Below are 22,788 nucleotides of genomic sequence, written 5' to 3'. Positions count from 1 at the left end.
ACAATAAAACCCCCAGCATTACGCTTAAAATCTCAAGATAGTCATATGAAAAAAGTGTTTTATACCCTACTAACAACAATGTTTTTCCTTGCTTGTTCTTCTGAAAATGAAAGAAACATGATTGTGAAAGGACAAATTAAAGGACTAAAAAAAGGGACACTATACCTTCAAAAAATGAAAGATACTTTACTTGTAACTGTAGACTCTGTATCTTTATTAGGAAAGGACACCTTTACACTTACCGACAATGTTACATCACCGGTAATGTATTACTTAACCTTTAACGGAAATACCGAAGATAAAAGATTGCTGTTTTTTGGGGAAAAAGGAGAAATAACGATTAATGACAAATTAGAGGAGTTTGGATACAAACCTGAAATTACTGGTTCAAAAAATCAAGAAGTACTGGATAAATTTCAAAAAGTAGAAAACAGATTTACCAATCAGAACCTAGAACTCATTAAAAAAGAATTAGAAGCAAAACAGCAAAATGATACAGTGGCTTTAAAAGAGGTAGCAGCAGATTATAAAAAAATGACACGTCGCAAATTATTATTTGCCACAAATTTTGCAATTGGAAATGCAAATACAGAAGCTGCGCCATACATAGCTTTAACAAAATTATACGATGCCAATATTCAGTTATTAGACACCGTAAATAACAGTTTGACCGATCGTGTGAAAAAATCGGTATACGGAGTAAGATTGCAAGAGTTTATTGATAAAATAAAAGCGGTAGAAAAAAAGTAAACCAATACTTTTCACCAATATAAAACTACTTTTTTAAAGTAGTTTTTTTATTTAATAGTTAAAAATAGATTTTTTTTACAACGAAATATCAAAATATCAATCTGATTTATTTGTATCTGCTATCATGTCATCTTTAATTTTTTCAAAAAAATAAAACCACTTGATTATTCTAACTTTTAGTTGCAATAAATCAAAGTGGCTTTTAAATTTTTAGGGTTTGCTTATTTTTATACCCGAAATTTTTTCATTCCATTAAAACCGGTAATTCGTGCGTGTTTTAATTCTTCCCTTAAATAATCCAACCACTCATACACATTGTCGTGTCTTCTTTCTAATGGTTGGTAACTACTTTTTACTTTAATCATAATCGGTTACTTAATTTTTACAACGAGTTAAATTGTTTTTAAAAAACAATAACCTGCAATTTAATACAGAACCTAATACCTCCCTCAAACCTTCATAAGGGGTTAAAAAAAATTTGAAATTGGATGTATTTACTTTTCCCCTATTTGGAAAAATTACATTTCTAAAAAACTATTAGAAGATCAAATATTAAGAAATTTATTTTCTTAAAAACATATTTATTTTGTAATCTCTCCACAACTAAAATAGTTAACTTTTATAAAAATAACAAACTTACTTCGCTTTAAAACAAGAACTTAAAAAGAAAAAATAGCATAGAATAATTTAAAAATTTTCAAAAAACCGCATAAATACACTTGCTATAGTGAGATTAATTTTTATAAACAATTGTTAATTATTTTCTTAAAAAAATTATATACTTTAAATAATATTTTACTTTTTTACTACTTTAAATTCTACCCTTCGATCGTATTTAGGGTCTTTTCGAAGAGGCTCAGACCCACCTTTCCCCAAGTATGACAACCTATTGGCTGCTATACCGTTCTCAATAAGATATCGGTATACCACATGAGATCGTTCTTCAGAAAGCATATTACCTGTAACTATGTCTTTCGTATCGAATATTGTTTTTCTTTTTTCATCAGTTAAATGTATGTGACCTATAATTTGAATTTGATAAGTGGGGTTTCGTTGCATATTATGTAGTAACGCCAATAAGGAAGCTTTTGATTCTTGTAATAGTGTCGATTTCCCTCCTTCGAATAAAATATGGTGGAAAGTAAAAACAGCTCCTTCGTCTAATGTATGAAGTTCTAAATCATCTACTTTTTGATTGTCTTTCGCATTGGTGATGTAAATACTAACATCGGCTCTGCGATTTTCATAACGTTGTTTTTGGACGGTAAGTACAGAGGAGTTTTCCAGAGAGACCTCTCCTTTACCCGACATTTTTATTACAGTACTATCTATATTCCAATTCGATAACAAAATATTTTTTATCGATTTAGCTCTGGCCAAAGAAAGTTTTTGATTATAAACTGCTCTCCCTCTATCATCACAAAAGGCCTCAATTTGTATTTCTTGAATACTATTAGCAGCAATATCGTGTATAATTTTCTTTAAACTCTCCTGTTGCTGCAAAACAATACTCGAAGAATCAGTATCAAAATATATGGAAAACTTTATTGGATCAGAGGCAAACAATTCTCCTAAACAACAAATACAACATAAAAATAAATGTACAACTTTCATATTTATCAAATTTTAAATAGTGAATATGGATTATAAATCAGGGGAAGAGGGGGCGGTAAAGAATACCTGCTAACATTACTTATAGGATAAAAGATCTACAATTCGCTATACTTCAGTTTAAATAAACTTATTAGCAAAATAAAAGAAACTACAAAACAATAAGTTAGATAATAACAACAAGATTTCAATTCATAAAAAATCATGGCATAAATCATGCCAAAATTTTATATGCAACAAAACTTTTCCCTAAAAAAATGGGTAAACATAGCTCTAGATATACCTTTTTGCAAGTAGTTAAAAATAAGTCAAAATATTATCGAGTAAATAACAATTCTCGATATTTGGTCAATGGCCATAGATTATCATCTACCAATAATTCAAGCTTATCGGCATGGTACCGGATTTCTTCCAAATACGGTTTTACTTTTTTACAGTATGCAGTCGCATTTTTATAACCCTGTAATTTATTTGCAGCTTTACGTTCGCCAGTCATTTCTTCAATTTTAGAATTGATTTCTGCTATATGCTTGGAAATTTTCTTAATTAATGCTATTTGCTCTTTGGCATAACCTTCATAATGTTCCTCAAAAATCTCTTTTAAACCTTTAACATTTTCAATTAAAGTATTTTGGTATTGAATTGCAGTGGGTATAATATGATTTCTTGCTACATCTGCTAAAACCCTGCTTTCAATTTGAACACAATTTGTATACGCCTCTAACGCAATGTCATGACGCGCCTCTATTTCCACCTTATTCATAACCTTCATCTCTTCATATACGGCAATTGCATCAGGAGAAATATTAGCCTTTAGAGCTTCTGGCGTGTTTTTAAAATTACTCAATCCTCTTTTCTTAGCCTCTTTTTCCCATAGATCTCCATACCCATCTCCTTCAAATCGAATCTTTTTAGAGGCTTTGATATACTCTCGTAAAATATTAAAAATAGCCTCGTCTTTCTTGAGGTTTTTCGACGCAATTAATGCGTCAACCTCCTTTTTAAAATCCTTTAATTGTTTAGCGATAATGGTATTCAACACCGTCATTGGCCCAGCGCAATTTGCCGAAGAACCAACCGCTCTTAGCTCAAATTTATTCCCGGTAAATGCAAATGGAGAGGTACGGTTTCTATCGGTATTATCTACTAGAATCTCCGGAATCTTTCCCACAATATTGAGCTTTAAATCTGTTTTTTCCTGGGGAGATAACTTCCCTTTGGTTACGTTTTCTAATTCGTCTAAAACTGCGGAAAGTTGTGAACCTATAAATACCGAAATAATTGCTGGAGGTGCTTCATTAGCTCCTAATCTATAATCGTTACTAGCGCTTACAATAGAAGCACGAATTAACTCTTCATAATCGTGTACTGCTTTTATGGTGTTAACAAAAAAGGTAAGGAATTGTAAATTTTTCATCGGAGTTTTACCAGGCTCAATAAATTAGTACCCGTATTAGACAATAAACTCCAATTATTATGCTTTCCGGAACCATTAATTCCTTCAAAAGGTTTCTCATGAAAAAGAACTTTAAAGTGATGTCTTTGCGCTACCTTCTCCATCACATCCATAAGTAATGAGTTATGATCTACTGCTAAATTTGCCTCTTCAAAAATCGGAGCAAGTTCAAACTGATTCGGAGCCACCTCATTATGCCTTGTTTTTACAGGGATACCCAAAAGCATGCATTCTTGTTCTAAATCACGCATGAAGTTCATCACACGTATTGGTATGGTACCAAAATAGTGATCGTCTAATTGTTGTCCTTTTGCGGATGAATGACCAAGGAGTGTTCTACCCGTCATCATGATATCTGGTCTTGTCGCGGCTAATGCTTTATCGATGAGAAAATATTCTTGCTCCCATCCTAATGTAGCAGTTACCTTGGCAACATTTTTGTCAAAATATTTACACACTGCGGTTGCCGCTTCATCTACAGCTTGTAGGGCTCGGAGCAAAGGTGCCTTATTATCTAATGCATCACCGGTGTAAGAAACAAACACTGTCGGAATACATAGCGTTGTACCATATACAAATGCAGGAGAGGTTGGATCCCAAGCAGTATACCCGCGTGCTTCAAACATATTTCGAATACCTCCATGAGGAAAGGAAGAGGCGTCTGGCTCTTGTTGCACCAATTGGCTTCCATCGAAACGTTCGATTGCTGCCCCTCCATCGGTTATATCAAAGAATGCATCATGCTTTTCTGCCGTTGCCCCTGTTAAGGGCTGAAACCAATGGGTATAATGTGTAGCACCCTTAGACAGAGCCCAATCTTTCATACTTACTGCAATTTGATCTGCTATTTTTCGATCAATTTTCTCGCCAAATTCAACCGCATTAATTACACTTATGTAGGCCTCTTTGGTCATGTATTGTCGCATGGTATTTTCATTAAAAACATTAGTTCCAAAAAGTGCAGAACGTTTTTTTGTTTCTTCAATAGCAGCCATATTCCTATTCAGGGTTTCTTGCAAAGCATTAAAACGAAAAGCAGACATATAAATAATTTTAAAAAATTTAAACAAAAATAACAATAATCATATATACCCCCTAAAAAATAACCCTCAAAACTAAAATTGTAATAAAAATTAAAAATTAACCCTAAAAAATTTGGGGGTGAATTAAAATTTTTTGATTTTTGTACCAAGCAATACAACAAAATATTAAAAATAAAAATATCATGAGTAGATCTAAATTAGAGTATATATGGCTTGACGGCTATTATCCAACTCAAAACATGAGAAGTAAAACTAAAGTGGTAGAAGACTTTAGTGGTAAATTAGAAGATTGTCCGATCTGGTCTTTCGACGGATCATCTACCAAACAAGCTTCCGGAGGAGATTCTGACTGTCTTCTAAAACCAGTAGCTATATATCCAGACCCAGCTCGTGAAAATGGATTTTTGGTAATGACGGAGGTTTTAAGTGCCGATGGAACACCGCATCCAACAAATGCTCGTGCTACTATCGATGATGATGATAATGACTTTTGGTTTGGATTCGAACAAGAGTATTTTATTATGGATACGCATACGCAATTACCTTTAGGATTTCCAATCGGAGGATATCCAGGACCACAAGGAATGTACTATTGTTCTGTTGGCGGAAAAAATACACATGGTAGAGATTTTGTAGAAGAACATGCAGATTTATGTATTGCTGCAGGTTTAAATTTTGAAGGAATAAACCAAGAGGTGGCGTCCGGACAATGGGAATTTCAATTGTTTGCGAAAGGTGCTAAAAAAGCCGGTGATGAAATATGGGTTGCACGATACCTTTTAGACCGATTAACAGAAAAATATGGATACTATATTGAATACCATCCTAAACCTGTGAAAGGAGACTGGAATGGATCTGGTATGCATGCTAACTTCTCTAACACACTATTAAGAACTTGTGGAAGTAGAGAAATCTACGAACAAGTATGTGAGGCATTCCGTCCGGTAACAAAAGAACATATTGAAGTGTACGGACAATACAACGACCAACGATTAACTGGCTTACATGAAACTGCATCTATTCATGACTTCAGCTATGGTATTTCAGACAGAGGTGCCTCTATTCGTATCCCGATCATAACCGTAGAAAAAGGCTGGAAAGGCTGGCTAGAAGACAGAAGACCTGCATCTAATGCAGACCCATACAAAGTAGCAGGAATTATTGTTAGTACTGTAAAATCTGCTGCCGTATTAAGTAAATAACCAAGATACTAAACACTAGATGTAAGTATCGTAATGTATAAAATTTGTAACTGAAATATAGACCGTTAATAGCGGTCTATGTTTTTTTAGTTCCTCAAGATATGGCAAGGTATATAAAGGTAATATATGCAATTAGTAATACGACACCATCTCTTCTTTCTAAATGCATTTTTTTAGGTATAAAAACCATTGGTAATAAAAGGAAGGAAATTGCCAGCATCCAAAAAATATCGTTTTCTATTAGATTGTAGGATTCCGGTAACATTTTTATAGGAGTAATCATCCCAGTAATACCCAATACAGCTAAAATATTAAATATATTAGATCCAATTAAGTTCCCTAAAGAAATAGACTTCTCTTTTTTTAACACTGCAATAATAGAAGCTGCCAACTCAGGAATACTTGTACCAACCGAAACCACAGTAACTCCAATAACGGCATCACTTACCCCTAAATCTGTGGCTAGTGACTTTGCTCCCTCAATTAACAACTCCGAACCAGCCCACAAACCAACACCCCCAAACAATAAAAATAAAACGATTTTATACATAGGCATCTCCTCCTCCTTTTCGGAAACTTCCTCTACAGTAACATTATTTTGAAAACGAAGTAAATACACCAAAAAAACGATTAATAACACGAAGAGCAGAACACCTTCGTAAAATACTATAGTTTTATCGTCATACACGAAAAAGTATAAGAGAAAAGAAGCTATCATCATTACCGGCCAATCGGTTTTATAAAAACTACGCTCCACCTTTATAGGAGATAAAATAATAGTTATTGCAAGTACCAAAGCGATATTAGCAATATTAGAACCGATTACATTTCCAACCGCTAAACCAGTGGCACCATCCAAAGCGGATTTTACACTTACAATTAATTCCGGCAAAGAAGTTGCAAAAGATACTACAGTTAAACCGATAACAATTTTAGGAATCTGTAGTTTTAAAGAAATCCCTACTGCTGACTTTAACAACCAATCCCCTCCAACAACTAGTAAAACTAGTCCTATTATAATATAGGCAATATTCATTTGTTACTATTTAATTAATTGCGAAGATAAAACTTTGGTAAGCAAATTAAAAAGTTACCTAAATTTTAATGTAATCAAAGGAGAAATGCTATAAACAAGTAATAGATATCCTATTAATACCATTCTAAATATCAATCTTCTTTACTGAAGGTAAATAAGTAATCTTAACCCTAGGATTGTAAAAAAACCCATCAAAAAAAAAAAGAAAAAACTTATCTGGCATACACAACCATAAATCTCAAAAAAAAAAACCAAATTAAAATTTAGAAAAAAAAGTAGGTGCAAATAACTAGTAAAAAAAATCAAATCACTTAAATCACCCCCATTCAAAAACCAAAAAGCCTTTACGAAACCAAACAACACAAAAAACCTCCTTTATTTAATTACAATAAATAACATTTTTCAATAATAAAATTAAAAAGAACAACAATAACGTAGGAATATTTATTACATTTTAAAACATAAAACATTATAAAGACTTATAATTAAAACACAATCACATTAATAAGTACCTAAAGGTTTGGCAGTACGATTCCCTTTGATATATATTGAACAAAAATCACTACTAACTAACTTAAAACAAAGGAAAAAATGTTTGCAATACTACTAGAAGTTGTCAATTTTATTATCGAATTTGCTATACTAATTATAAGTAAATTACTCTAACTATTTAGGTAAAACAATAGAAGTACGAATAAAGAAAAAAGGAGGAATGTATAGTTTTAAAAAATATACGAAAGAACAAAAACAAATGAAATGAAAATATAGACGCAAAAATTATATTAGTTTTGCTTATTTTTTTTCGTTACTTTGATAATTAATTCTTATCTTAATGAAAATATATATATTTAAATTTATAAGTATTTTAAATAAGGTTATCCTTCCTTCATACACAAAAAAAAAGTTGGACATATCAAAAGCTTCCAAATTTCAATTGGCTATTATTGGTTGGAAAGCATTTACAACTATTAATTCAATAAAATAATTAAATTCACTATTTATGGACGAATATACTAGAGTTTTTACCGGTTCATCTATTTTAGTTAACAGGCTTTGTTATCTTTTAGAACAAGCAAATATTCCTTTTCATGTTAAAAACGAAAAAGAATCAGGAAGACTTGCTGGATTTGGTACTACAGGAGATGCTGTAGAACTGCATATTTTTAACACTGATATTGAACAATCTAAAGAAATAATAGAAAATTTTAAAAAAGAAATTGAAAAATAATTTTTCAAAAAAGAAATTTACCTCTATATTTGCACCCGCAAATCAATGGCCTCGTAGCATAACTGAATAGTGCACTTGATTACGGCTCAAGAGGTTGCAGGTTTGAATCCTGCCGAGGTCACAAATAATACTTACAATCTTAAAAAACGTACAATTTTTTGTACGTTTTTTTGTTCTATTTTTTTAAAGGTAACTTTCCTTATTCAGTGTATTTCTTGGAATCACAAAAGCAAGTAGCTACCAAGCAATAAACTATACAAGTTCTTAAAATTCTCTCGGTAAAGAAAAACATAGTAAAAAAATTAATCCTATATTAGGGGTATCATATATTAATAAATAAAATAGCTAATTAACATGAAAAAATTATGGTTTATTACCCTTTTCTTAGTTGCCTGTATTACGCATGATGTTTCTGCACAAGACAAAGACGAAAACTGGTTTGTTATCACCTCAAAAACAGCATCATACAAAGCAGAGACAGACAAGATAGATCTTTGGAGTAAAAGTCAAAATTTAGATAAGATTAAATTTCGATGCACCCAAGGAACTTTAAAAATTAAAAAAGTTCGAGTTTTCTTATCGGACGGAACTTCCAAAGAATTTAAGCCAAAAGGAACAGGAGTACTCACCAAAGGTATGTCATCGTATCCGTTTTCTATTCCAAAAGGAGATGTAAAAGTAAAGAAAATAGAGATTGATTACGACTCTGTTGGAAACATGGTAGTGACCAAAAGAGGTAAAGTAGACGTAATGGGAAAAAAGAGAACTAAATAAGAATTCCTTGGTTCGAAAAAGTATTTAATTGCAACAGAGGGAGTACCCAATACTTGTTTAATTTCACTCACTCTTTTATCTTTCTGTAAAGAATCTATACATAAAAACACCTAAAACCAGGTGTTTTTTATGTATTCTAACTAGTGTAAAATATTGCATTTACTCGCAAAACTATTCTGCCTGTATTAATTCTGGAACCTGCCACGTACCATTAAAATAAGCATCTGTTGGTTCGTACATTCGCAGAATAAAATTCCATCCATCAAAAATATCGAGATAATTATCGGCAGAAGTATCCCCACCAAAATGTATGATAAATTCACCTTTATCATTAGGTTTCGCGAAAGAACTATTAATATTAAATTTTTCGCCATTCACAAATCCTCCAGCGTCATAAACGGTTATCGACCAAAACGCATCTACCGGCACCTCTTTTAAAACTAGCATAGCAGGTTTAGAGTTTTTGGGCTTAAAATTTGGATATACTGCTTGTTGCGGCGTCATACCACCCCAACCTGTTGAAACCCCAGCATTGTGATTTTCTAGCGTTGTTTCTCCCTTTTTCCCAAACATCTTATCGGAGGTAATATTTTTTTGGATCGTTAATGCCTGGTATTTTTTTCGCATTTCCAAAACTTTTTCTCTGTCCCATCTATTGCTTACCTCATATACTCCTCTATCTTTTTGCTTTAATCGTAATTGGTCTTGTAATTCGGATACTGTAGTAAGATCATTTGGATCTTCCATATTGACTTGTGTTCGAACCACTAACATGACATATCGTGCTCCTATATTATCTTGACTAATTTTATAAGTCCCTGGAGCGTTTATTGCCATTGGATTATAATGTTCTTCGGTAATAAACCATGCACTCTGATAGCGCCCGTTCGTTTCCGGCATCGTTAATATGGCATCTTCTTTTAAATCTAAAATGGCAATAGAGTATTTTGTATCAAAATTAATACGCACTACAGTGGTATCTTTAGGATTTGCAGCCTTTTTATTATGCATAAAGACACCAACACCATTGGTTTGGGTTACTTTAGCAATATCTTTTACGTATTTTGCAAAAATCATTTGCGTCTCTGCAAGTGCAAAATTTTCATCCGTTAATGGAGTTATGGCGTTACCTGAGGTAACCTTTGTAATAGACTTCGATTCTGGCCCTGTATTTGGTGCTGCATTTTTTTCCGTTTTACAGGAAAATAGTGTTACGGTAAATACCGCTATAAGTATAAAGATTTTCTTCATTGGGTATTAAATTATAATGTACATATTTAAGGCGAAAAAATATTTTGTTTATACTAAAAATACAAAGATCTTTTTGCTTTAACAAGTTAATAACCAGATTTATAAAAACTAAGGATAAATTAGTATGGTACAATTACTTCTTGAGGTACTTAAACATGCGAGAATGCAACGTGGACAAGTACTTTTTCAAACACACCCTATTTTACATTGGCTTAGTTTTAGAAAAAGATGCAATAGTACAGAAAGCTATACGCAATGTAGACACGATATTTTTGTTATACTAAACCTCGTGTTAGGTATTTTAAATATTCTTATCGAAGTTTTTGTTTCTAGCCATACGTAAAAGCCCTGTTTCAATTATTTTCCTGCCAAGAGACACATTGCCTAAAATGATGCATACTTAAAACAATTCTTTGGCTATAGCTTTGATATTACTCGATTTCCCCATAGAATAATAATGCACTACTGGAACCCCAGCTTCAATGAGTTCCTTACTTTGCTGAATAGCCCATTCTATTCCCACCTGCCGTATTTCTTTATTGTGCCTACAAGCTTCAATTGCATTCACTAAATCTTGTGGAAGATCTAATCTGAAAATCTGTGGTAAAACTTGCAAGTGTCTTTTAACCGCTATTGGCTTAATTCCCGGAATGATAGGAACATCGATACCCATCTCCCGTGCTTTTTTAACAAAGTTAAAATACTTCTGATTGTCAAAAAACATTTGCGTTACAACATAGTCTGCTCCTGCTGCTACCTTTTCCTTTAGTCGCTTTAAGTCACTCTCTAAACTAGGGGATTCAAGGTGCTTCTCTGGGTAGCCCGCAACCCCAACACAAAAGTTGGCCTTATAGGGAGTCTCTATGATTTCATGTAAATACTTTCCTTTATTTAAATCGTTAATTTGCTTTACCAAATCGGTAGCATACCTGTTTCCCCCATTGGAAGCTTCAAAGTATTGTTGGTCTTTTCTGGCATCACCTCGAAGCGCCATCACATTATCCAAACCTAAATAATGACAATCTACCAAGACATATTCTGTCTCTTCTTTAGTAAATCCTCCACATAAAACATGTGGGATGGCATCTACATTATATTTGTATTTTAACGAAGCACATATCCCAACAGTTCCAGGACGCATGCGGGTTATTTTTTTATCCAATAAACCATTTTCTTTGGGAATATAAACATACTCTTCCCTAGATGTGGTTACATCGATAAAAGGAGGCTTAAACTCCATAAGGGGATCAATATTATCGTATAACTCTTGAATATTTTGCCCCTTTTGTGGCGGTACTATTTCGAAGGAAAACAAAGTACTCCCCTTTGCTTTCTCTAAATGTTCGGTAACTTTCATTAGTTTATGTTCGGCTAATTCGTTTTAAATTATTCGTTTCTCTTAGTTTGAAAACTCATTGTATTCTTCCAATGCATCCCTATCGCATCCCTATAATTCATCAAAACACAATCTTCACTTTCAGATTGAATTTTTAATATTTGACATTTTTTTCAATAATATTCTTTAGTAACTTGCCTAGCAATCTCCTTTTTAGTTACAGGATAGTTGTGTACTATTTTACCGCTACTAGGCATTAATTCTATGTACATGTCTTCATTTCTAGTGTTAAATTTCTGTAATATTCGGATGCAGCCATTTTCTTGCTTTCTCCAAGGAAATATTTTTTCTATTTGCATAATCTCTAACTTGATCATCGGTTATTTTACCTAGCCCAAAATACTTGGCTTCTTCATTGGCGAAATAGTACCCCGACACAGCTGCAGCAGGCCACATTGCTAAACTTTCGGTTAATGTTACACCGATCTGTTTTTCTACTTCCAATAATTCCCATATGGTCTCTTTTTCGAGATGATCAGGGCAAGCAGGATATCCTGGTGCTGGTCGAATACCAGTATAACTTTCTGAAATTAAAGCGGCATTAGAGAGATTTTCATCCACAGCATACCCCCAATGTTTGGTTCGTATTCTATGGTGTAGGTACTCCGCAAATGCTTCTGCAAATCGATCTGCAATCGCTTGTACCATAATCGCGTTATAATCGTCATCTGTGTCTTTAAACTTTTGTGCCAGTACATCGGCTCCAAAAATAGCAGTACAGAAAGCGCCTATGTAATCTGTTGTTCCGAGGTTTTCAGGGGTAATAAAATCCGACAAAGCAATACTAGGCTTGTCTTCTCTCTTTTTTAATTGCTGTCGAAGTGTTCTAAAAACTGCTATCGCTTTTCCTTTCCTTTTTACAATTATATCGTCTTCCTTAGTACTGTTTGCCTCAAATAACCCAAAAATTGACTTGGCTTTCAATAGCTTATGATCTACTATTTCTTGTAGTATAATTTGTGCATCTCTGTATAAACTAGAGGCTTGTTCTCCAACGACATCATCCTCTAAAATCTCAGGAAATTTTCCGTGTAAATCCCAAGACCTAAAAAAAGGACTCCAATCAAAAAAAGGGACCAATTCTTTTAAGCTTACTTGCTCTAATTTTTGAATACCAAGCTCCTTTGGTTTATGTATTTTTGACGTATTCCAATCAATTTTAAAACGACGTTCTCTTGCCGCTTCTAATGTAATGTATTGTTTTTGTTTACCTCGTTTTAAAAACTTATCGCGAAACGTTTCATAATCTTTTTTAAGTTTTCCAACATATTCTTTCTGAGTATTTTTATTTAATAAATCTCCTACAACAGTAACAGCTCGAGATGCATCGTTTACATGAACTACTGCGTTTCTATACTGGGTATCTATTTTTACAGCCGTATGTGCTTTTGAGGTAGTTGCTCCGCCAATCAATAGCGGGATCTTAAAATTTTGTCTTTGCATCTCTTTTGCTAAATAAACCATCTCATCTAAAGAGGGAGTGATTAAACCACTGAGCCAATAGCATCTACATTCTGTTCCTTTGCAGTGGCAATAATTTTTTCCGGAGGAACCATTACCCCTAGATCAATTATCTCATAATTGTTACATCCTAAAACCACACTCACTATATTTTTTCCAATATCGTGAACGTCGCCTTTTACGGTAGCCATCAAAATTCTTCCCAAAGCCTTTTGCGATGCACTTTTTGTAGCCTCTATAAATGGATTTAAATAGCCTACAGCTTTCTTCATTACTCGTGCAGACTTCACTACTTGTGGTAAAAACATTTTCCCTACTCCAAATAAGTCACCTACTACATTCATACCAATCATTAAATGACCTTCTATAACCGCTATAGGAGCAGACACACTTAGCCTTGCTTCCTCTGCATCCTCTATAATATAGGTATCTATTCCTTTAACAAGAGCATGTGTAATTCGTTCTTGTAGTGGTAATTCTCTCCATGCAAGAGCTTTTCCATCCTCCTCTTTTTTCTTTCCTTTTACGGTTTCTGCGAAATCTAGTAAGCGTTCTGTTGCATCGTCTCTTCTATCTAATATTACATCTTCAATATGTTCTAATAAAGCCGGAGGAATATCATCGTAAACTTCTAGCATCGCCGGGTTGACGATTCCAATATTCATACCTGCTTGGATCGCATAGTACAAAAATACAGAGTGCATTGCCTCTCTTACAGTATTGTTTCCACGAAATGAGAAGGACACATTACTTACTCCACCACTTACACTTACATTAGGTAAATTTTGACGCACCCATCGAGTAGCCTCTATAAAATCAATTGCATTTCTTCGATGTTCTTCCATACCGGTCGCAACCGGAAAAATATTCAAATCGAAAATTATATCTTCCGATGGAAACTTTACTTTATCTACTAGTATTCGGTACGAACGCTCTGCTATTTCAATCCTTCTTTGAAACGTATCTGCTTGTCCTACCTCATCAAAAGCCATAACCACTACTGCAGCGCCATACCTTTTAATTTGGGTTGCCTCCCATATAAAGTTCTCCTCTCCCTCTTTTAGAGAAATAGAGTTCACCACCGCCTTCCCTTGTACAACTTGTAATCCAGCTTCTATAATCTCCCATTTAGAACTATCAATCATTATGGGAACTCGAGCAATATCTGGTTCTGCAGCGATTAAATTTAAAAAACGAACCATAGCCTTTTTTCCATCGATCAAACCGTCGTCCATATTGATATCAATAATTTGAGCACCTCCATCTACTTGGTGTCGTGCAATGGCTAATGCTTCCTCGTATTTTTCTTCTTTTATCAACCTCAAAAACTTGCGAGAACCGGCAACATTTGTTCGTTCACCAACATTAATAAAATTACTTTCAGGAGTAATTAGTAATGGTTCCAAACCACTCAATTTCATATATCTATTTTGACTAATCATTTCTAAATTTTGACAGATTTTGAACTAGTTTCTAGTTTTCTTGGTTCGTATTTTTTGGTAACTTCAGCAATAGCTTGAATGTGTTTTGGAGTAGTTCCGCAGCACCCTCCTATAATATTAATCAGACCTTTTTTGAGATATTCTTCAATCTGTGTGGCTGTCTCCTCAGGAGTTTCATCATATTCCCCGAATGCATTTGGCAAACCTGCATTTGGATGCGCAGATACAGCAAACGGAGTTTTAAACGCGATAGCTTCGAGATGTGGTTGTAATAAATTAGCACCAAGTGCACAATTAAAACCTACAGATAAAAGTGGTATATGAGAAATCGAGATTAAAAATGCTTCTGCTGTTTGCCCAGAAAGTGTTCTTCCTGAGGCATCTGTAATAGTACCAGAAACCATAACAGGAATAGTAATATTACGCGCATCTTTCACCTCCTCAATAGCAAATAATGCCGCTTTTGCATTAAGTGTATCAAAAATTGTCTCCACCAATAAAATATCAGCACCACCATCTAAGAGTGCTTCAATTTGTTGCTTATAAGCAACGCGTAGTTCCTCAAAAGTAACTGCACGATAGCCAGGATCATTAACATCAGGTGACATACTCGCAGTTCTGTTGGTAGGACCAATTGAACCAGCTACAAATCTTGGCTTATGTGGCTCTTTTTGGGTAAATTCATCCGCTGCCTCTTTTGCTAATTTTGCGGCAGTGTAGTTAAGTTCATATACCAAATCTTCCATTTGATAATCAGCCATGGCAATCGTAGTTCCTGAAAAGGTATTGGTTTCTACAATATCAGCCCCTGCAGCGAAGTATTTTCGGTGTACTTCCTTTACTGCTTCTGGTTGTGTTATGGAGAGTAAATCATTGTTTCCTTGAAGGGCAATAGGAAAATCTTTAAATCGATCTCCTCTAAAATCTTCCTCGGTAAATTTGTACTCTTGGAGCATGGTTCCCATGGCACCGTCTAGTACTAATATTCTTTTTTGTATTTCTTTAAAAATGGTATGCATTCCTGATAAATTATACGTGTAGTTATCAGGAAAAGAGAAGGTAATAATCTTTTCGTTATCTCTCTGCATTACAGTAGAATGTAGCACCTTCTTTGCTTTCGCAAAGGGTTGCTAAGGTTTCAAAGGGTCTAATCCCTCCACCTTTCTTGATAACTATACGAAGTTAATGAACTAAGTGGCAAACATATTGTATTTTTTATTAACCTACAATACTTTGCATATATTTTATTTTAGGCATATAATTCAGAAGACAAATATCGATCTCCTCGATCACAAACAATTGCTACAATCACACCTTTATCGATTTTCTTGGCAAGTTCAATAGCGATATGTAAAGCACCTCCACTACTCATTCCTGCAAGTATCCCTTCCTCATTCGCTAATTTTCTGGTGGCATGAATCGCTTGCTCTTTGCTTACCTCTTCTATTTGATCTACTTTATTACGATCAAAATTTTAGGAATATACTCGGGAGACCATCTTCGAATACCGGGAATTCTAGAACCCTCGGATGGTTGTGCTCCTATTATTTGAATGGCACTATTTTTTTCTTTTAAAAAACTAGATACACCCATGATTGTTCCAGTGGTACCCATAGCGGAAACAAAATGCGTAACCTGACCAGCTGTATCGTTCCATATTTCGGGGCCTGTTGTTTGGTAATGCGCTTTCCAGTTATCGTTATTTTCAAATTGATTGAGCATAAAGTAGCCTTTTTTATAACGAAGTTCCATTGCTTTATCCCGTGAACCCTCTATACCTTTATCGGCAGAGGTTAAAATTACTTCCGCACCATAAGACCGCATCGTTTTAATGCGTTCTACGGTTGCGTTTTCTGGCATTACTAAAACCATATTAACACCGAGAACCTTAGCCATTAACGCTAAAGCTATCCCTGTATTTCCACTGGTAGCTTCTACTAAATAGTCTCCTTTTTTAATATTTTTCCTAGCTATGGCAGAGGCTATCATATGAAATGCAGCGCGATCTTTTACACTACCACCAGGATTATTGCCTTCAAGTTTTAATAAAATTTTTACATCCTTTTTTTGAAATATAGAGGAAATCTCCACTAATGGAGTGTTTCCTATGCTATCGGTTATGGTTTTAGTTTTCATTGTTTGTGTTTTCATCAAAGTCATACGGCATAAGATTTTCTCAGAGTTAATTTATTTTCATATTCACAGGTAACAATAGTTCCTCGCTCGATAGAGTTTACAATACATACATTGGCTCCAATAATGCAATCTTTTCCAATAACCACGTCTCCCCCCAATATGGTTGCATTCGCGTAAATTGTAACATTACTTTTTATAGTAGGATGTCTTTTTACTGTTGCTAGTTCTTTTTTAACTTGAATTCCCCCCAGAGTTACTCCTTGAAATATTTTTACATTATTTTCAATTACGGTAGTTTCTCCAATAACAATTCCTGTAGCGTGATCTATAAAAAATGAGGTACCAATTACAGCGCCAGGATGGATATCTGCTCCGGTAGTACTATGGGCATATTCACTCATCATTCTCGGTAAAATCGGAATACTTTTTTGGTATAAAAAATGACTCAATCTATAAATAGCAATGGCATGAAACCCCGGATACGCAAGATATACTTCTTGCAAACTTTTACAAGCAGGATCGGAATTCAGAAAAGCTTTGGCATCCTTATCTAGCATCATTCGAATCGTATAAAGCTCTCTCTTATATGCAGTCCAAATACCTCCTCTATTTGAGACCTCTAAAATTTCAAGAATCGAAACAAATTGCTTTTCTAGAGTAGCAGTATCACTAGCAATAGCACTTTTAAATAAATGGTTTAAAAGCGCGCTGGTAAAACTCGCTACATCGTCTTTTAAAGACAAATCAAAATTTTTAAATTTCATATTTACTTAACTTTCTGGAGCTAATTCTACTTCTAATCCCTGTAATAAAGGCGTAATTTGTATTTGACATCCTAATCTACTATTGACTTTCACATCGAATGCTTCTGCTAGCATAGCATCCTCCTCCTCGCTTTTTTCTGGCAACTCATGTATCGAGGTTACATAACACTGACAAGATGCACACATTGCCATTCCCCCACAAATACCGATGGTTCCTTCAGGTGCTAATTCGAACGATCGTATAACCTCCATGAGATTCATTGCCATATCCGTTGGCGCAAGAATCTTATGGGTTACACCCGCTCTGTCTTTTATTTTAAGTACTACATCTTGTTCCATTATTCAATAGCTTTTACCACTGGTTTTGGCGCTTCTTTTTTAGAACCATCAAATCCTTCTACTCCACCTACGGTGGTATACTTCATTACATATTTTTTATTGGGGTATATTTTTTGATAGGCACTCTGACACATCAATGTAGCTTCGTGAAAACCACATAATATTAATTTCAATTTACCGGGGTAGGTATTCACATCACCAATAGCATATACTCCTGGTATATTGGTTTGATAGTCTAAGGCATTGTTTACTTTAATTGCATTTTTTTCAATTTCTAAGCCCCAATTAGCTATGGGACCTAACTTTGGTGCTAAACCAAATAAAGGAATAAAATGATCGGTGTCTAGTAATTTAGGAGACTCCTCTTTCTTTTCAACAATTATACCGGTAAGTTTAGTTTCACCTACTAATGCTATTACCTCTGCTGGTGTAATTAAAGATATTTTCCCAAGGTTTTTAAGTTCTTGTACTTTTTCTACAGAATCTAAAGCACCTCGAAATTCATTTCTTCTGTGAATGAGTGTCACGGACTTAGCAACATCGGTAAGGTAAATAGACCAATCTAGAGCAGAATCTCCACCACCAGCGATAACCACATTTTTATTCCTATATATCTCCGGATCTTTTATCATATAGGCAACGCATTATCTTCAAATCTAGTTAGGTCTTCTAATTTTGGTTTTCGTGGCTCAAAACTTCCCAATCCTCCAGCAATAGCCACTACCGGTGCATGGTGCTTCGTTCCTTTATTGGTCGTTACGATAAAAGTTCCATCCGATAGTTTCTCGATGGTATCTGCTCTTTCTCCAAGGGTGAAACCGGGTTCAAATTGCTTTATTTGTTCCAGTAAATTTTTAGTTAAATCCCCAGCTAAAATTTCAGGATATGCTGGGATATCGTAAATAGGTTTTTTGGGATATATTTCAGAGCACTGCCCACCTGGTTGTGGAAGTGCGTCTATTAGATGGCAACGCAACTTCAATAACCCAGCTTCGAATACCGTAAACAACCCTGTTGGTCCTGCACCTATAATTAGTATATCGGTTTGTATCATTTTTTTACAGTTTGACTAAACTTTCCGTGAGTTTATTTAATGTTTTTACTTTCTTTTCAAAATCTCCTTTTATCAATTTTCTAAATTCGTTTAAATTCTGTACCAATTGGTTAATATCCTCCGGTAATACTTCTTCAAAAAATTGACGTAATCGTTTCGCTGTAGTTGGAGATTTTCCATTGGTCGAAATCGCTATTTTCACATGTCCCTTCGTAATAATACCACCCATATAAAAATCACAATATGGTGGATTATCTGCTACATTAACAAGTATATTATTCGCTTTACAATCGTTGTAAACACTAATATTAATAGTCTCCTTATCGGTGGTAGCAATGACAATATTTTTACCCTTTAAATACGTTATGTTATAACTATCTTTCAGCAAGGTTACAGATGCCTCTCTGGCGAGGGCTAAAGTTACTTCTCTAAAAAAAGGTGCTACCATAGTAACCTTTGCGTTCGGACTAGACTTCAGTATGAACGTTAATTTTTCCGCAGCAACATAGCCGCCACCCACAATTAATACTTCTAAAGCATTAACTTTTAAAAATATAGGATATAATTCATTTCTTTCTTCTATCATCACACCACGGCTTTTAAAGTAATTTCTCTTTGCAGTTGCAGTAATTCCTGGCGATGTGACACTACCGATCCAAGAACAATAATTGCCGGATTACTGAGTCCTTTCTTTTGTACTATTGTTGTAATGGTATTCACTGTTCCTACACCTATTTTTTCTTCCGGAGTCGTGCCATTTTGGATAATGGCAACCGGAAGTGTATCCTTTCCTTCTCTTTGAAAAAGACGAACAATCTCTGCTAATTTTCCCATCCCCATTAAAATTACCACCGTCGCATTTGATTTGGCTGCCAGGGCTACATCATTAGATAGTTGGTGCTCTTTTGTAGTACCCGTAATGACCCAAAAACTCTCTGCGCTACCTCTTTTGGTCAAGGGAATATTTTGATATGCAGGAACCGCTAGAGAGGAGGATATTCCGGGAACTACCGCCACCTCTAATTCATGTGCCGCTGCATACTGCATTTCTTCTGCTCCACGACCAAAAATAAATGGATCTCCTCCTTTCAACCGAACAACATGGCCGTGCGTTAAACCACGTTGCACGATCAATTCGTTTATTTGCTCTTGTTGGTAGCGATAACAGCCTTTACGTTTTCCAACAAAAATTAGCTCTGCTAAAGGGTTCACAAAATTTAGAAGTTTTGGGTTTACAAGAGCATCGTATAAAACTACATCCGCTTGTTTCAGTACTTTTATCGCTTTTAACGTTATTAAGTCTGTATCGCCAGGCCCAGCTCCAACCACAGTTAATTTGGGTTGCTTTTTCATCATTCTATTTGTTTAATTTTCAACTACTGCTTTTCTATACGCATCAACTATTTGGTAAAATTCCTTTGCCTCTGCTAGGTATTTTTTTGCAAAGGCTTCAGAAGGTCTATTCTGATTTATCTGATACACTAATTTTGAAAACGACTCCGATAAAACTATTTTTCCAGTCGCTGTAAAGAGCTCCTGAAAATTCGTTACTATTATGGCTTGAGTATTTGTTTTTGCTCCTTCAGAGGTTAGTATAGCTTTAGCGGTGTTCAAAATTGCCGTATACGAATGGTAAATGCTATCTGACCATAATCTATCATTATAAGCTTGCTGGGCATTTTCTAACTTTTCTTCACTTTCAAAAAGTAAGGTCGCCACCAAATCAATCACAACTCCCGCACATTCTCCAACGCCAATCGCTTTTACATAATTTTCATCATGACCCCAATCGATAAAATCGTCTGATGTAAGTGTGGTCGTATCTGATAAATGCTTTAATATTTCATAAAAATATCCTTTCCCTTTAGTATCGTAATAATTTAGAAAACTATCCGATTCTTTTTTATTAGTTGAAAAGTCGTCGAGTAAAATTCGTAAGGCTTCTGGTCCTCTTTTACTTGGTATTTTAACTAATTTATCCGAGAATCTTCCTGCCCCATTCCCCAAGCTACCTCCACCAATTAAAACTTGTAATGCAGGTGCTAAAAGTGCACCAACCTTAATAGACATGCCCTGAAAACCAATATGAGCCATATTGTGCTGTCCGCAAGCATTCATACATCCGCTAATTTTAATCGTTAGATTTTTATTATTTACATATTGCGGGTATTCTTTTTGAATGATACGCTCTAATTCAGCGGCAATTCCTGTACTACTTGCGATTCCCAAATTACAAGTATCTGTTCCAGGACAAGCAGTAATATCTGCCGTGCTATTATACCCTAATTCCGTAAAACCTAACTTGGAAAGTTCTTGGTAAAAAACTGGTAAAAATGCCTCCCTAACATGGCGAATTAAAATATTCTGACGTAAGGTAAATCGCAATTCATTAGCCGCGTACTTCCGAATTAAATCTGCTAATATTCTAGCTTTATCGGTATAAAAATCGCCTAATTTTACTTTTATTCCGATAGCAAACAATCCCTCTTGTTTTTGTGGAATTACATTGCTATTTCTCCACTTTTGAAAAGCTTTTTCATCTTGTATTTGCAAGATTGGAGCTTGTTCTGTTTCAAAGGAAACTTCTTCCTCAAATCGAGAAACGTCAACGAGATAAGTTTGGTAACGAAGTGCTTTTCGCTCTTTCTCTACCAGAGCCAAAAAACCCGCAACTTTTATTTCTTTAAGAAGAAATTTAAGCCTTGCTTTTGCTCGTTTAGAACGCTCACCATAACGATCAAAAACGCGAAGAACTCCTTCTATCGTTGGGAGTAACAAATCCTCCTCAAGAAATTCATACATTACATCCGCCTGACGTGGCTGGGAACCTAAACCTCCAGCCAGCATTACTTTAAATCCTCTCACCCAGGTATCATTTACCTTTTTAACAGCAGCTATAAAACCAAGGTCATGCATAAAACTGAGCGCTGTGTCTTCTTCTGTTGCTGAGAAAGAAATTTTAAATTTCCTACCCATTTCCTGACAAATCGGATTTCGAAGAAAGAACTCAAAAGTTGCATGTGCATATGGCGTTACATCAAAAGGCTCGTTTACATCTATACCAGCCGTTTCTGAGGCCGTCACGTTTCGAACTGCATTTCCGCAAGCCTCACGAAGTGTTATATCATCCTTTTCAAGTTGCGCCCATAATTCGGGGGTTCTATCCAAACTTACGTGATGAATTTGAATATCTTGTCGGGTAGTAATATGTAATCTTCCTCTTGAATATTCATCGGAAACATTCGCGATTCGATGTAGTTGTTCACTTGTTACTCTACCATAGGGCAATTTAATTCGAATCATTTGTACTCCGAGTTGACGTTGTCCGTAGACACCTCTGGCTAAACGGAGACTTCTGAAGCGTTCTTCATCTACTTTTCCTTCTTTAAACAAGCGTATTTTTCGTTCCAATTCTAGAATATCTTTTTCTACAACAGGATTTTCGATTTCTGTTCTAAAACTTTGCATACTACATTATTATTTAATGAACAATTTGTTCATCCATGTAAAAATTTTTGTTTTTGTATTAATTCTGCTTCTGTCTCTACCCTATCGTCGTCTTGTACACAACAATCGACCGGACAAACTGCGGCACATTGGGGTTCTTCGTGAAAACCTTTGCATTCGGTACACTTATCAGGAACTATAAAGTAATAATCATCTGATAATGGTTTGTTTAATGCGTTTGTATCCAAAATATTTCCATCGGTAAACTTTACAGTCCCCGATAATTCAGTTCCTTCACTGTACGTCCAATCCTCTGCTCCTTCATATATGGCTGTGTTAGGGCATTCGGGTTCACAAGCTCCACAGTTAATACATTCATCTGTAATAATTATTGCCAT

General features: G+C 34.9%; 16 protein-coding genes, 1 tRNA gene, 4 pseudogenes and 1 riboswitch. Of the genes and pseudogenes, 5 read left to right on the top strand and 16 right to left on the bottom strand.

Features of this window, described 5'->3' with window-relative positions; translation table 11 throughout:
- The first annotated feature begins 45 nt into the window (after positions 1 to 45).
- The gene (locus BSU00_RS00920; RefSeq protein WP_105002722.1) at positions 46 to 750 is read left to right on the top strand and encodes a DUF4369 domain-containing protein; all 705 of its coding nucleotides are present in this window, start codon (positions 46 to 48) and stop codon (positions 748 to 750) included.
- A 227-nt stretch (positions 751 to 977) separates the two neighbouring features.
- Here the strand turns inward: BSU00_RS00920 and BSU00_RS12850 are convergent, their stop codons facing one another.
- The 3 genes and pseudogenes from BSU00_RS12850 to BSU00_RS00910 form a co-directional block, all read right to left on the bottom strand.
- Positions 978 to 1,115: a hypothetical protein gene (locus tag BSU00_RS12850; protein WP_158254372.1), complete on the bottom strand. Its 138-nt coding sequence runs from the start codon at positions 1,113 to 1,115 to the stop codon at positions 978 to 980.
- A gap of 430 nt (positions 1,116 to 1,545) precedes the next feature.
- Positions 1,546 to 2,364 (bottom strand): OmpA family protein, encoded by an 819-nt coding sequence (locus tag BSU00_RS00915; protein ID WP_105002721.1) that lies wholly within the window; start codon positions 2,362 to 2,364, stop codon positions 1,546 to 1,548.
- Positions 2,365 to 2,677: 313 nt separating this feature from the next.
- Positions 2,678 to 4,860: pseudogene (locus tag BSU00_RS00910) on the bottom strand (glutamine synthetase III).
- A gap of 182 nt (positions 4,861 to 5,042) precedes the next feature.
- Between BSU00_RS00910 and BSU00_RS00905 the strand changes: the two are divergent.
- Positions 5,043 to 6,062, top strand: a complete 1,020-nt coding sequence (locus tag BSU00_RS00905; protein WP_105003379.1) for a glutamine synthetase beta-grasp domain-containing protein — start codon at positions 5,043 to 5,045, stop codon at positions 6,060 to 6,062.
- 94 nt (positions 6,063 to 6,156) lie between these two features.
- Here the strand turns inward: BSU00_RS00905 and BSU00_RS00900 are convergent, their stop codons facing one another.
- Positions 6,157 to 7,098, bottom strand: a complete 942-nt coding sequence (locus tag BSU00_RS00900; RefSeq protein ID WP_105002720.1) for a calcium/sodium antiporter — start codon at positions 7,096 to 7,098, stop codon at positions 6,157 to 6,159.
- Between the two features lie 1,000 nt (positions 7,099 to 8,098).
- Between BSU00_RS00900 and BSU00_RS00885 the strand changes: the two genes are divergently transcribed.
- The 3 genes from BSU00_RS00885 (at position 8,099) to BSU00_RS00875 (ending at position 9,100) form a co-directional block, all read left to right on the top strand.
- Complete coding sequence (locus BSU00_RS00885; protein ID WP_105002717.1) at positions 8,099 to 8,326, top strand: putative signal transducing protein; 228 nt, start codon at positions 8,099 to 8,101, stop codon at positions 8,324 to 8,326.
- A gap of 47 nt (positions 8,327 to 8,373) precedes the next feature.
- Positions 8,374 to 8,447 (top strand) — tRNA-Arg (locus BSU00_RS00880).
- A 233-nt stretch (positions 8,448 to 8,680) separates the two neighbouring features.
- A complete protein-coding gene (locus BSU00_RS00875; RefSeq protein WP_105002716.1) occupies positions 8,681 to 9,100 on the top strand; it encodes a hypothetical protein in 420 nt (139 codons plus the stop codon).
- A gap of 171 nt (positions 9,101 to 9,271) precedes the next feature.
- Here BSU00_RS00875 and BSU00_RS00870 read toward each other — a convergent pair whose 3' ends face one another.
- The 12 genes and pseudogenes from BSU00_RS00870 to BSU00_RS00810 all read right to left on the bottom strand — a co-directional run bounded on the left by BSU00_RS00870 (position 9,272) and on the right by BSU00_RS00810 (position 22,788).
- A complete protein-coding gene (locus BSU00_RS00870) occupies positions 9,272 to 10,351 on the bottom strand; it encodes a DUF1254 domain-containing protein (RefSeq protein WP_105002715.1) in 1,080 nt (359 codons plus the stop codon).
- Positions 10,352 to 10,751: 400 nt separating this feature from the next.
- The gene (gene metF / locus BSU00_RS00860; RefSeq protein ID WP_105002713.1) at positions 10,752 to 11,708 is read right to left on the bottom strand and encodes a methylenetetrahydrofolate reductase [NAD(P)H]; all 957 of its coding nucleotides are present in this window, start codon (positions 11,706 to 11,708) and stop codon (positions 10,752 to 10,754) included.
- Between the two features lie 267 nt (positions 11,709 to 11,975).
- A pseudogene (gene metH / locus BSU00_RS00855) lies at positions 11,976 to 14,650 on the bottom strand (methionine synthase).
- Between the two features lie 2 nt (positions 14,651 to 14,652).
- Positions 14,653 to 15,669: a homocysteine S-methyltransferase family protein gene (locus tag BSU00_RS00850; protein ID WP_105003378.1), complete on the bottom strand. Its 1,017-nt coding sequence runs from the start codon at positions 15,667 to 15,669 to the stop codon at positions 14,653 to 14,655.
- 52 nt (positions 15,670 to 15,721) lie between these two features.
- Positions 15,722 to 15,825: riboswitch (SAM riboswitch) on the bottom strand.
- 74 nt (positions 15,826 to 15,899) lie between these two features.
- Positions 15,900 to 16,786: pseudogene (gene cysM / locus BSU00_RS00845) on the bottom strand (cysteine synthase CysM).
- A gap of 20 nt (positions 16,787 to 16,806) precedes the next feature.
- Positions 16,807 to 17,550 (bottom strand): serine O-acetyltransferase EpsC, encoded by a 744-nt coding sequence (epsC, locus tag BSU00_RS00840; RefSeq protein ID WP_105002712.1) that lies wholly within the window; start codon positions 17,548 to 17,550, stop codon positions 16,807 to 16,809.
- A 6-nt stretch (positions 17,551 to 17,556) separates the two neighbouring features.
- A complete protein-coding gene (locus BSU00_RS00835; RefSeq protein WP_105002711.1) occupies positions 17,557 to 17,889 on the bottom strand; it encodes a 2Fe-2S iron-sulfur cluster-binding protein in 333 nt (110 codons plus the stop codon).
- A pseudogene (locus BSU00_RS00830) lies at positions 17,889 to 18,943 on the bottom strand (NAD(P)/FAD-dependent oxidoreductase). The gene BSU00_RS00835 and the pseudogene BSU00_RS00830 overlap by 1 nt, the downstream one beginning before the upstream one ends.
- A 4-nt stretch (positions 18,944 to 18,947) precedes the next feature.
- Positions 18,948 to 19,529 carry a bifunctional precorrin-2 dehydrogenase/sirohydrochlorin ferrochelatase gene (locus BSU00_RS00825; protein ID WP_105002710.1) on the bottom strand — a complete coding sequence of 194 codons (582 nt, stop codon included), beginning with the start codon at positions 19,527 to 19,529 and terminating at the stop codon, positions 18,948 to 18,950.
- Positions 19,529 to 20,299: a uroporphyrinogen-III C-methyltransferase gene (gene cobA / locus BSU00_RS00820; protein WP_105002709.1), complete on the bottom strand. Its 771-nt coding sequence runs from the start codon at positions 20,297 to 20,299 to the stop codon at positions 19,529 to 19,531. Before cobA ends, BSU00_RS00825 begins: the two co-directional genes overlap by 1 nt.
- 9 nt (positions 20,300 to 20,308) lie before the next feature.
- Positions 20,309 to 22,411, bottom strand: a complete 2,103-nt coding sequence (locus tag BSU00_RS00815; RefSeq protein ID WP_105002708.1) for a HEPN domain-containing protein — start codon at positions 22,409 to 22,411, stop codon at positions 20,309 to 20,311.
- A gap of 29 nt (positions 22,412 to 22,440) precedes the next feature.
- A complete protein-coding gene (locus BSU00_RS00810; RefSeq protein WP_105002707.1) occupies positions 22,441 to 22,788 on the bottom strand; it encodes a 4Fe-4S dicluster domain-containing protein in 348 nt (115 codons plus the stop codon).

Source organism: Tenacibaculum sp. SG-28 (genome assembly GCF_002954385.1).
GTDB lineage: Bacteria > Bacteroidota > Bacteroidia > Flavobacteriales > Flavobacteriaceae > Polaribacter.
Note: the sequence above shows the minus strand (reverse complement) of the source record. Positions and strands in the feature narration are given on the sequence as shown.

What these genes read in the sequence shown, in the direction of transcription:
- epsC (WP_105002712.1), bottom strand. Translation starts at nt 17,550, where the DNA reads ATGAAATTTAAAAATTTTGATTTGTCTTTAAAAGACGATGTAGCGAGT.
- cobA (WP_105002709.1), bottom strand. Translation starts at nt 20,299, where the DNA reads ATGATGAAAAAGCAACCCAAATTAACTGTGGTTGGAGCTGGGCCTGGC.
- BSU00_RS00825 (WP_105002710.1), bottom strand. Translation starts at nt 19,529, where the DNA reads ATGATAGAAGAAAGAAATGAATTATATCCTATATTTTTAAAAGTTAAT.
- BSU00_RS00835 (WP_105002711.1), bottom strand. Translation starts at nt 17,889, where the DNA reads ATGGAACAAGATGTAGTACTTAAAATAAAAGACAGAGCGGGTGTAACC.
- BSU00_RS00905 (WP_105003379.1), top strand. Translation starts at nt 5,043, where the DNA reads ATGAGTAGATCTAAATTAGAGTATATATGGCTTGACGGCTATTATCCA.
- BSU00_RS00920 (WP_105002722.1), top strand. Translation starts at nt 46, where the DNA reads ATGAAAAAAGTGTTTTATACCCTACTAACAACAATGTTTTTCCTTGCT.
- BSU00_RS00900 (WP_105002720.1), bottom strand. Translation starts at nt 7,098, where the DNA reads ATGAATATTGCCTATATTATAATAGGACTAGTTTTACTAGTTGTTGGA.
- BSU00_RS00815 (WP_105002708.1), bottom strand. Translation starts at nt 22,411, where the DNA reads ATGCAAAGTTTTAGAACAGAAATCGAAAATCCTGTTGTAGAAAAAGAT.
- BSU00_RS12850 (WP_158254372.1), bottom strand. Translation starts at nt 1,115, where the DNA reads ATGATTAAAGTAAAAAGTAGTTACCAACCATTAGAAAGAAGACACGAC.
- BSU00_RS00870 (WP_105002715.1), bottom strand. Translation starts at nt 10,351, where the DNA reads ATGAAGAAAATCTTTATACTTATAGCGGTATTTACCGTAACACTATTT.
- BSU00_RS00885 (WP_105002717.1), top strand. Translation starts at nt 8,099, where the DNA reads ATGGACGAATATACTAGAGTTTTTACCGGTTCATCTATTTTAGTTAAC.
- BSU00_RS00850 (WP_105003378.1), bottom strand. Translation starts at nt 15,669, where the DNA reads ATGCATACCATTTTTAAAGAAATACAAAAAAGAATATTAGTACTAGAC.
- BSU00_RS00915 (WP_105002721.1), bottom strand. Translation starts at nt 2,364, where the DNA reads ATGAAAGTTGTACATTTATTTTTATGTTGTATTTGTTGTTTAGGAGAA.
- BSU00_RS00875 (WP_105002716.1), top strand. Translation starts at nt 8,681, where the DNA reads ATGAAAAAATTATGGTTTATTACCCTTTTCTTAGTTGCCTGTATTACG.
- BSU00_RS00810 (WP_105002707.1), bottom strand. Translation starts at nt 22,788, where the DNA reads ATGGCAATAATTATTACAGATGAATGTATTAACTGTGGAGCTTGTGAA.
- metF (WP_105002713.1), bottom strand. Translation starts at nt 11,708, where the DNA reads ATGAAAGTTACCGAACATTTAGAGAAAGCAAAGGGGAGTACTTTGTTT.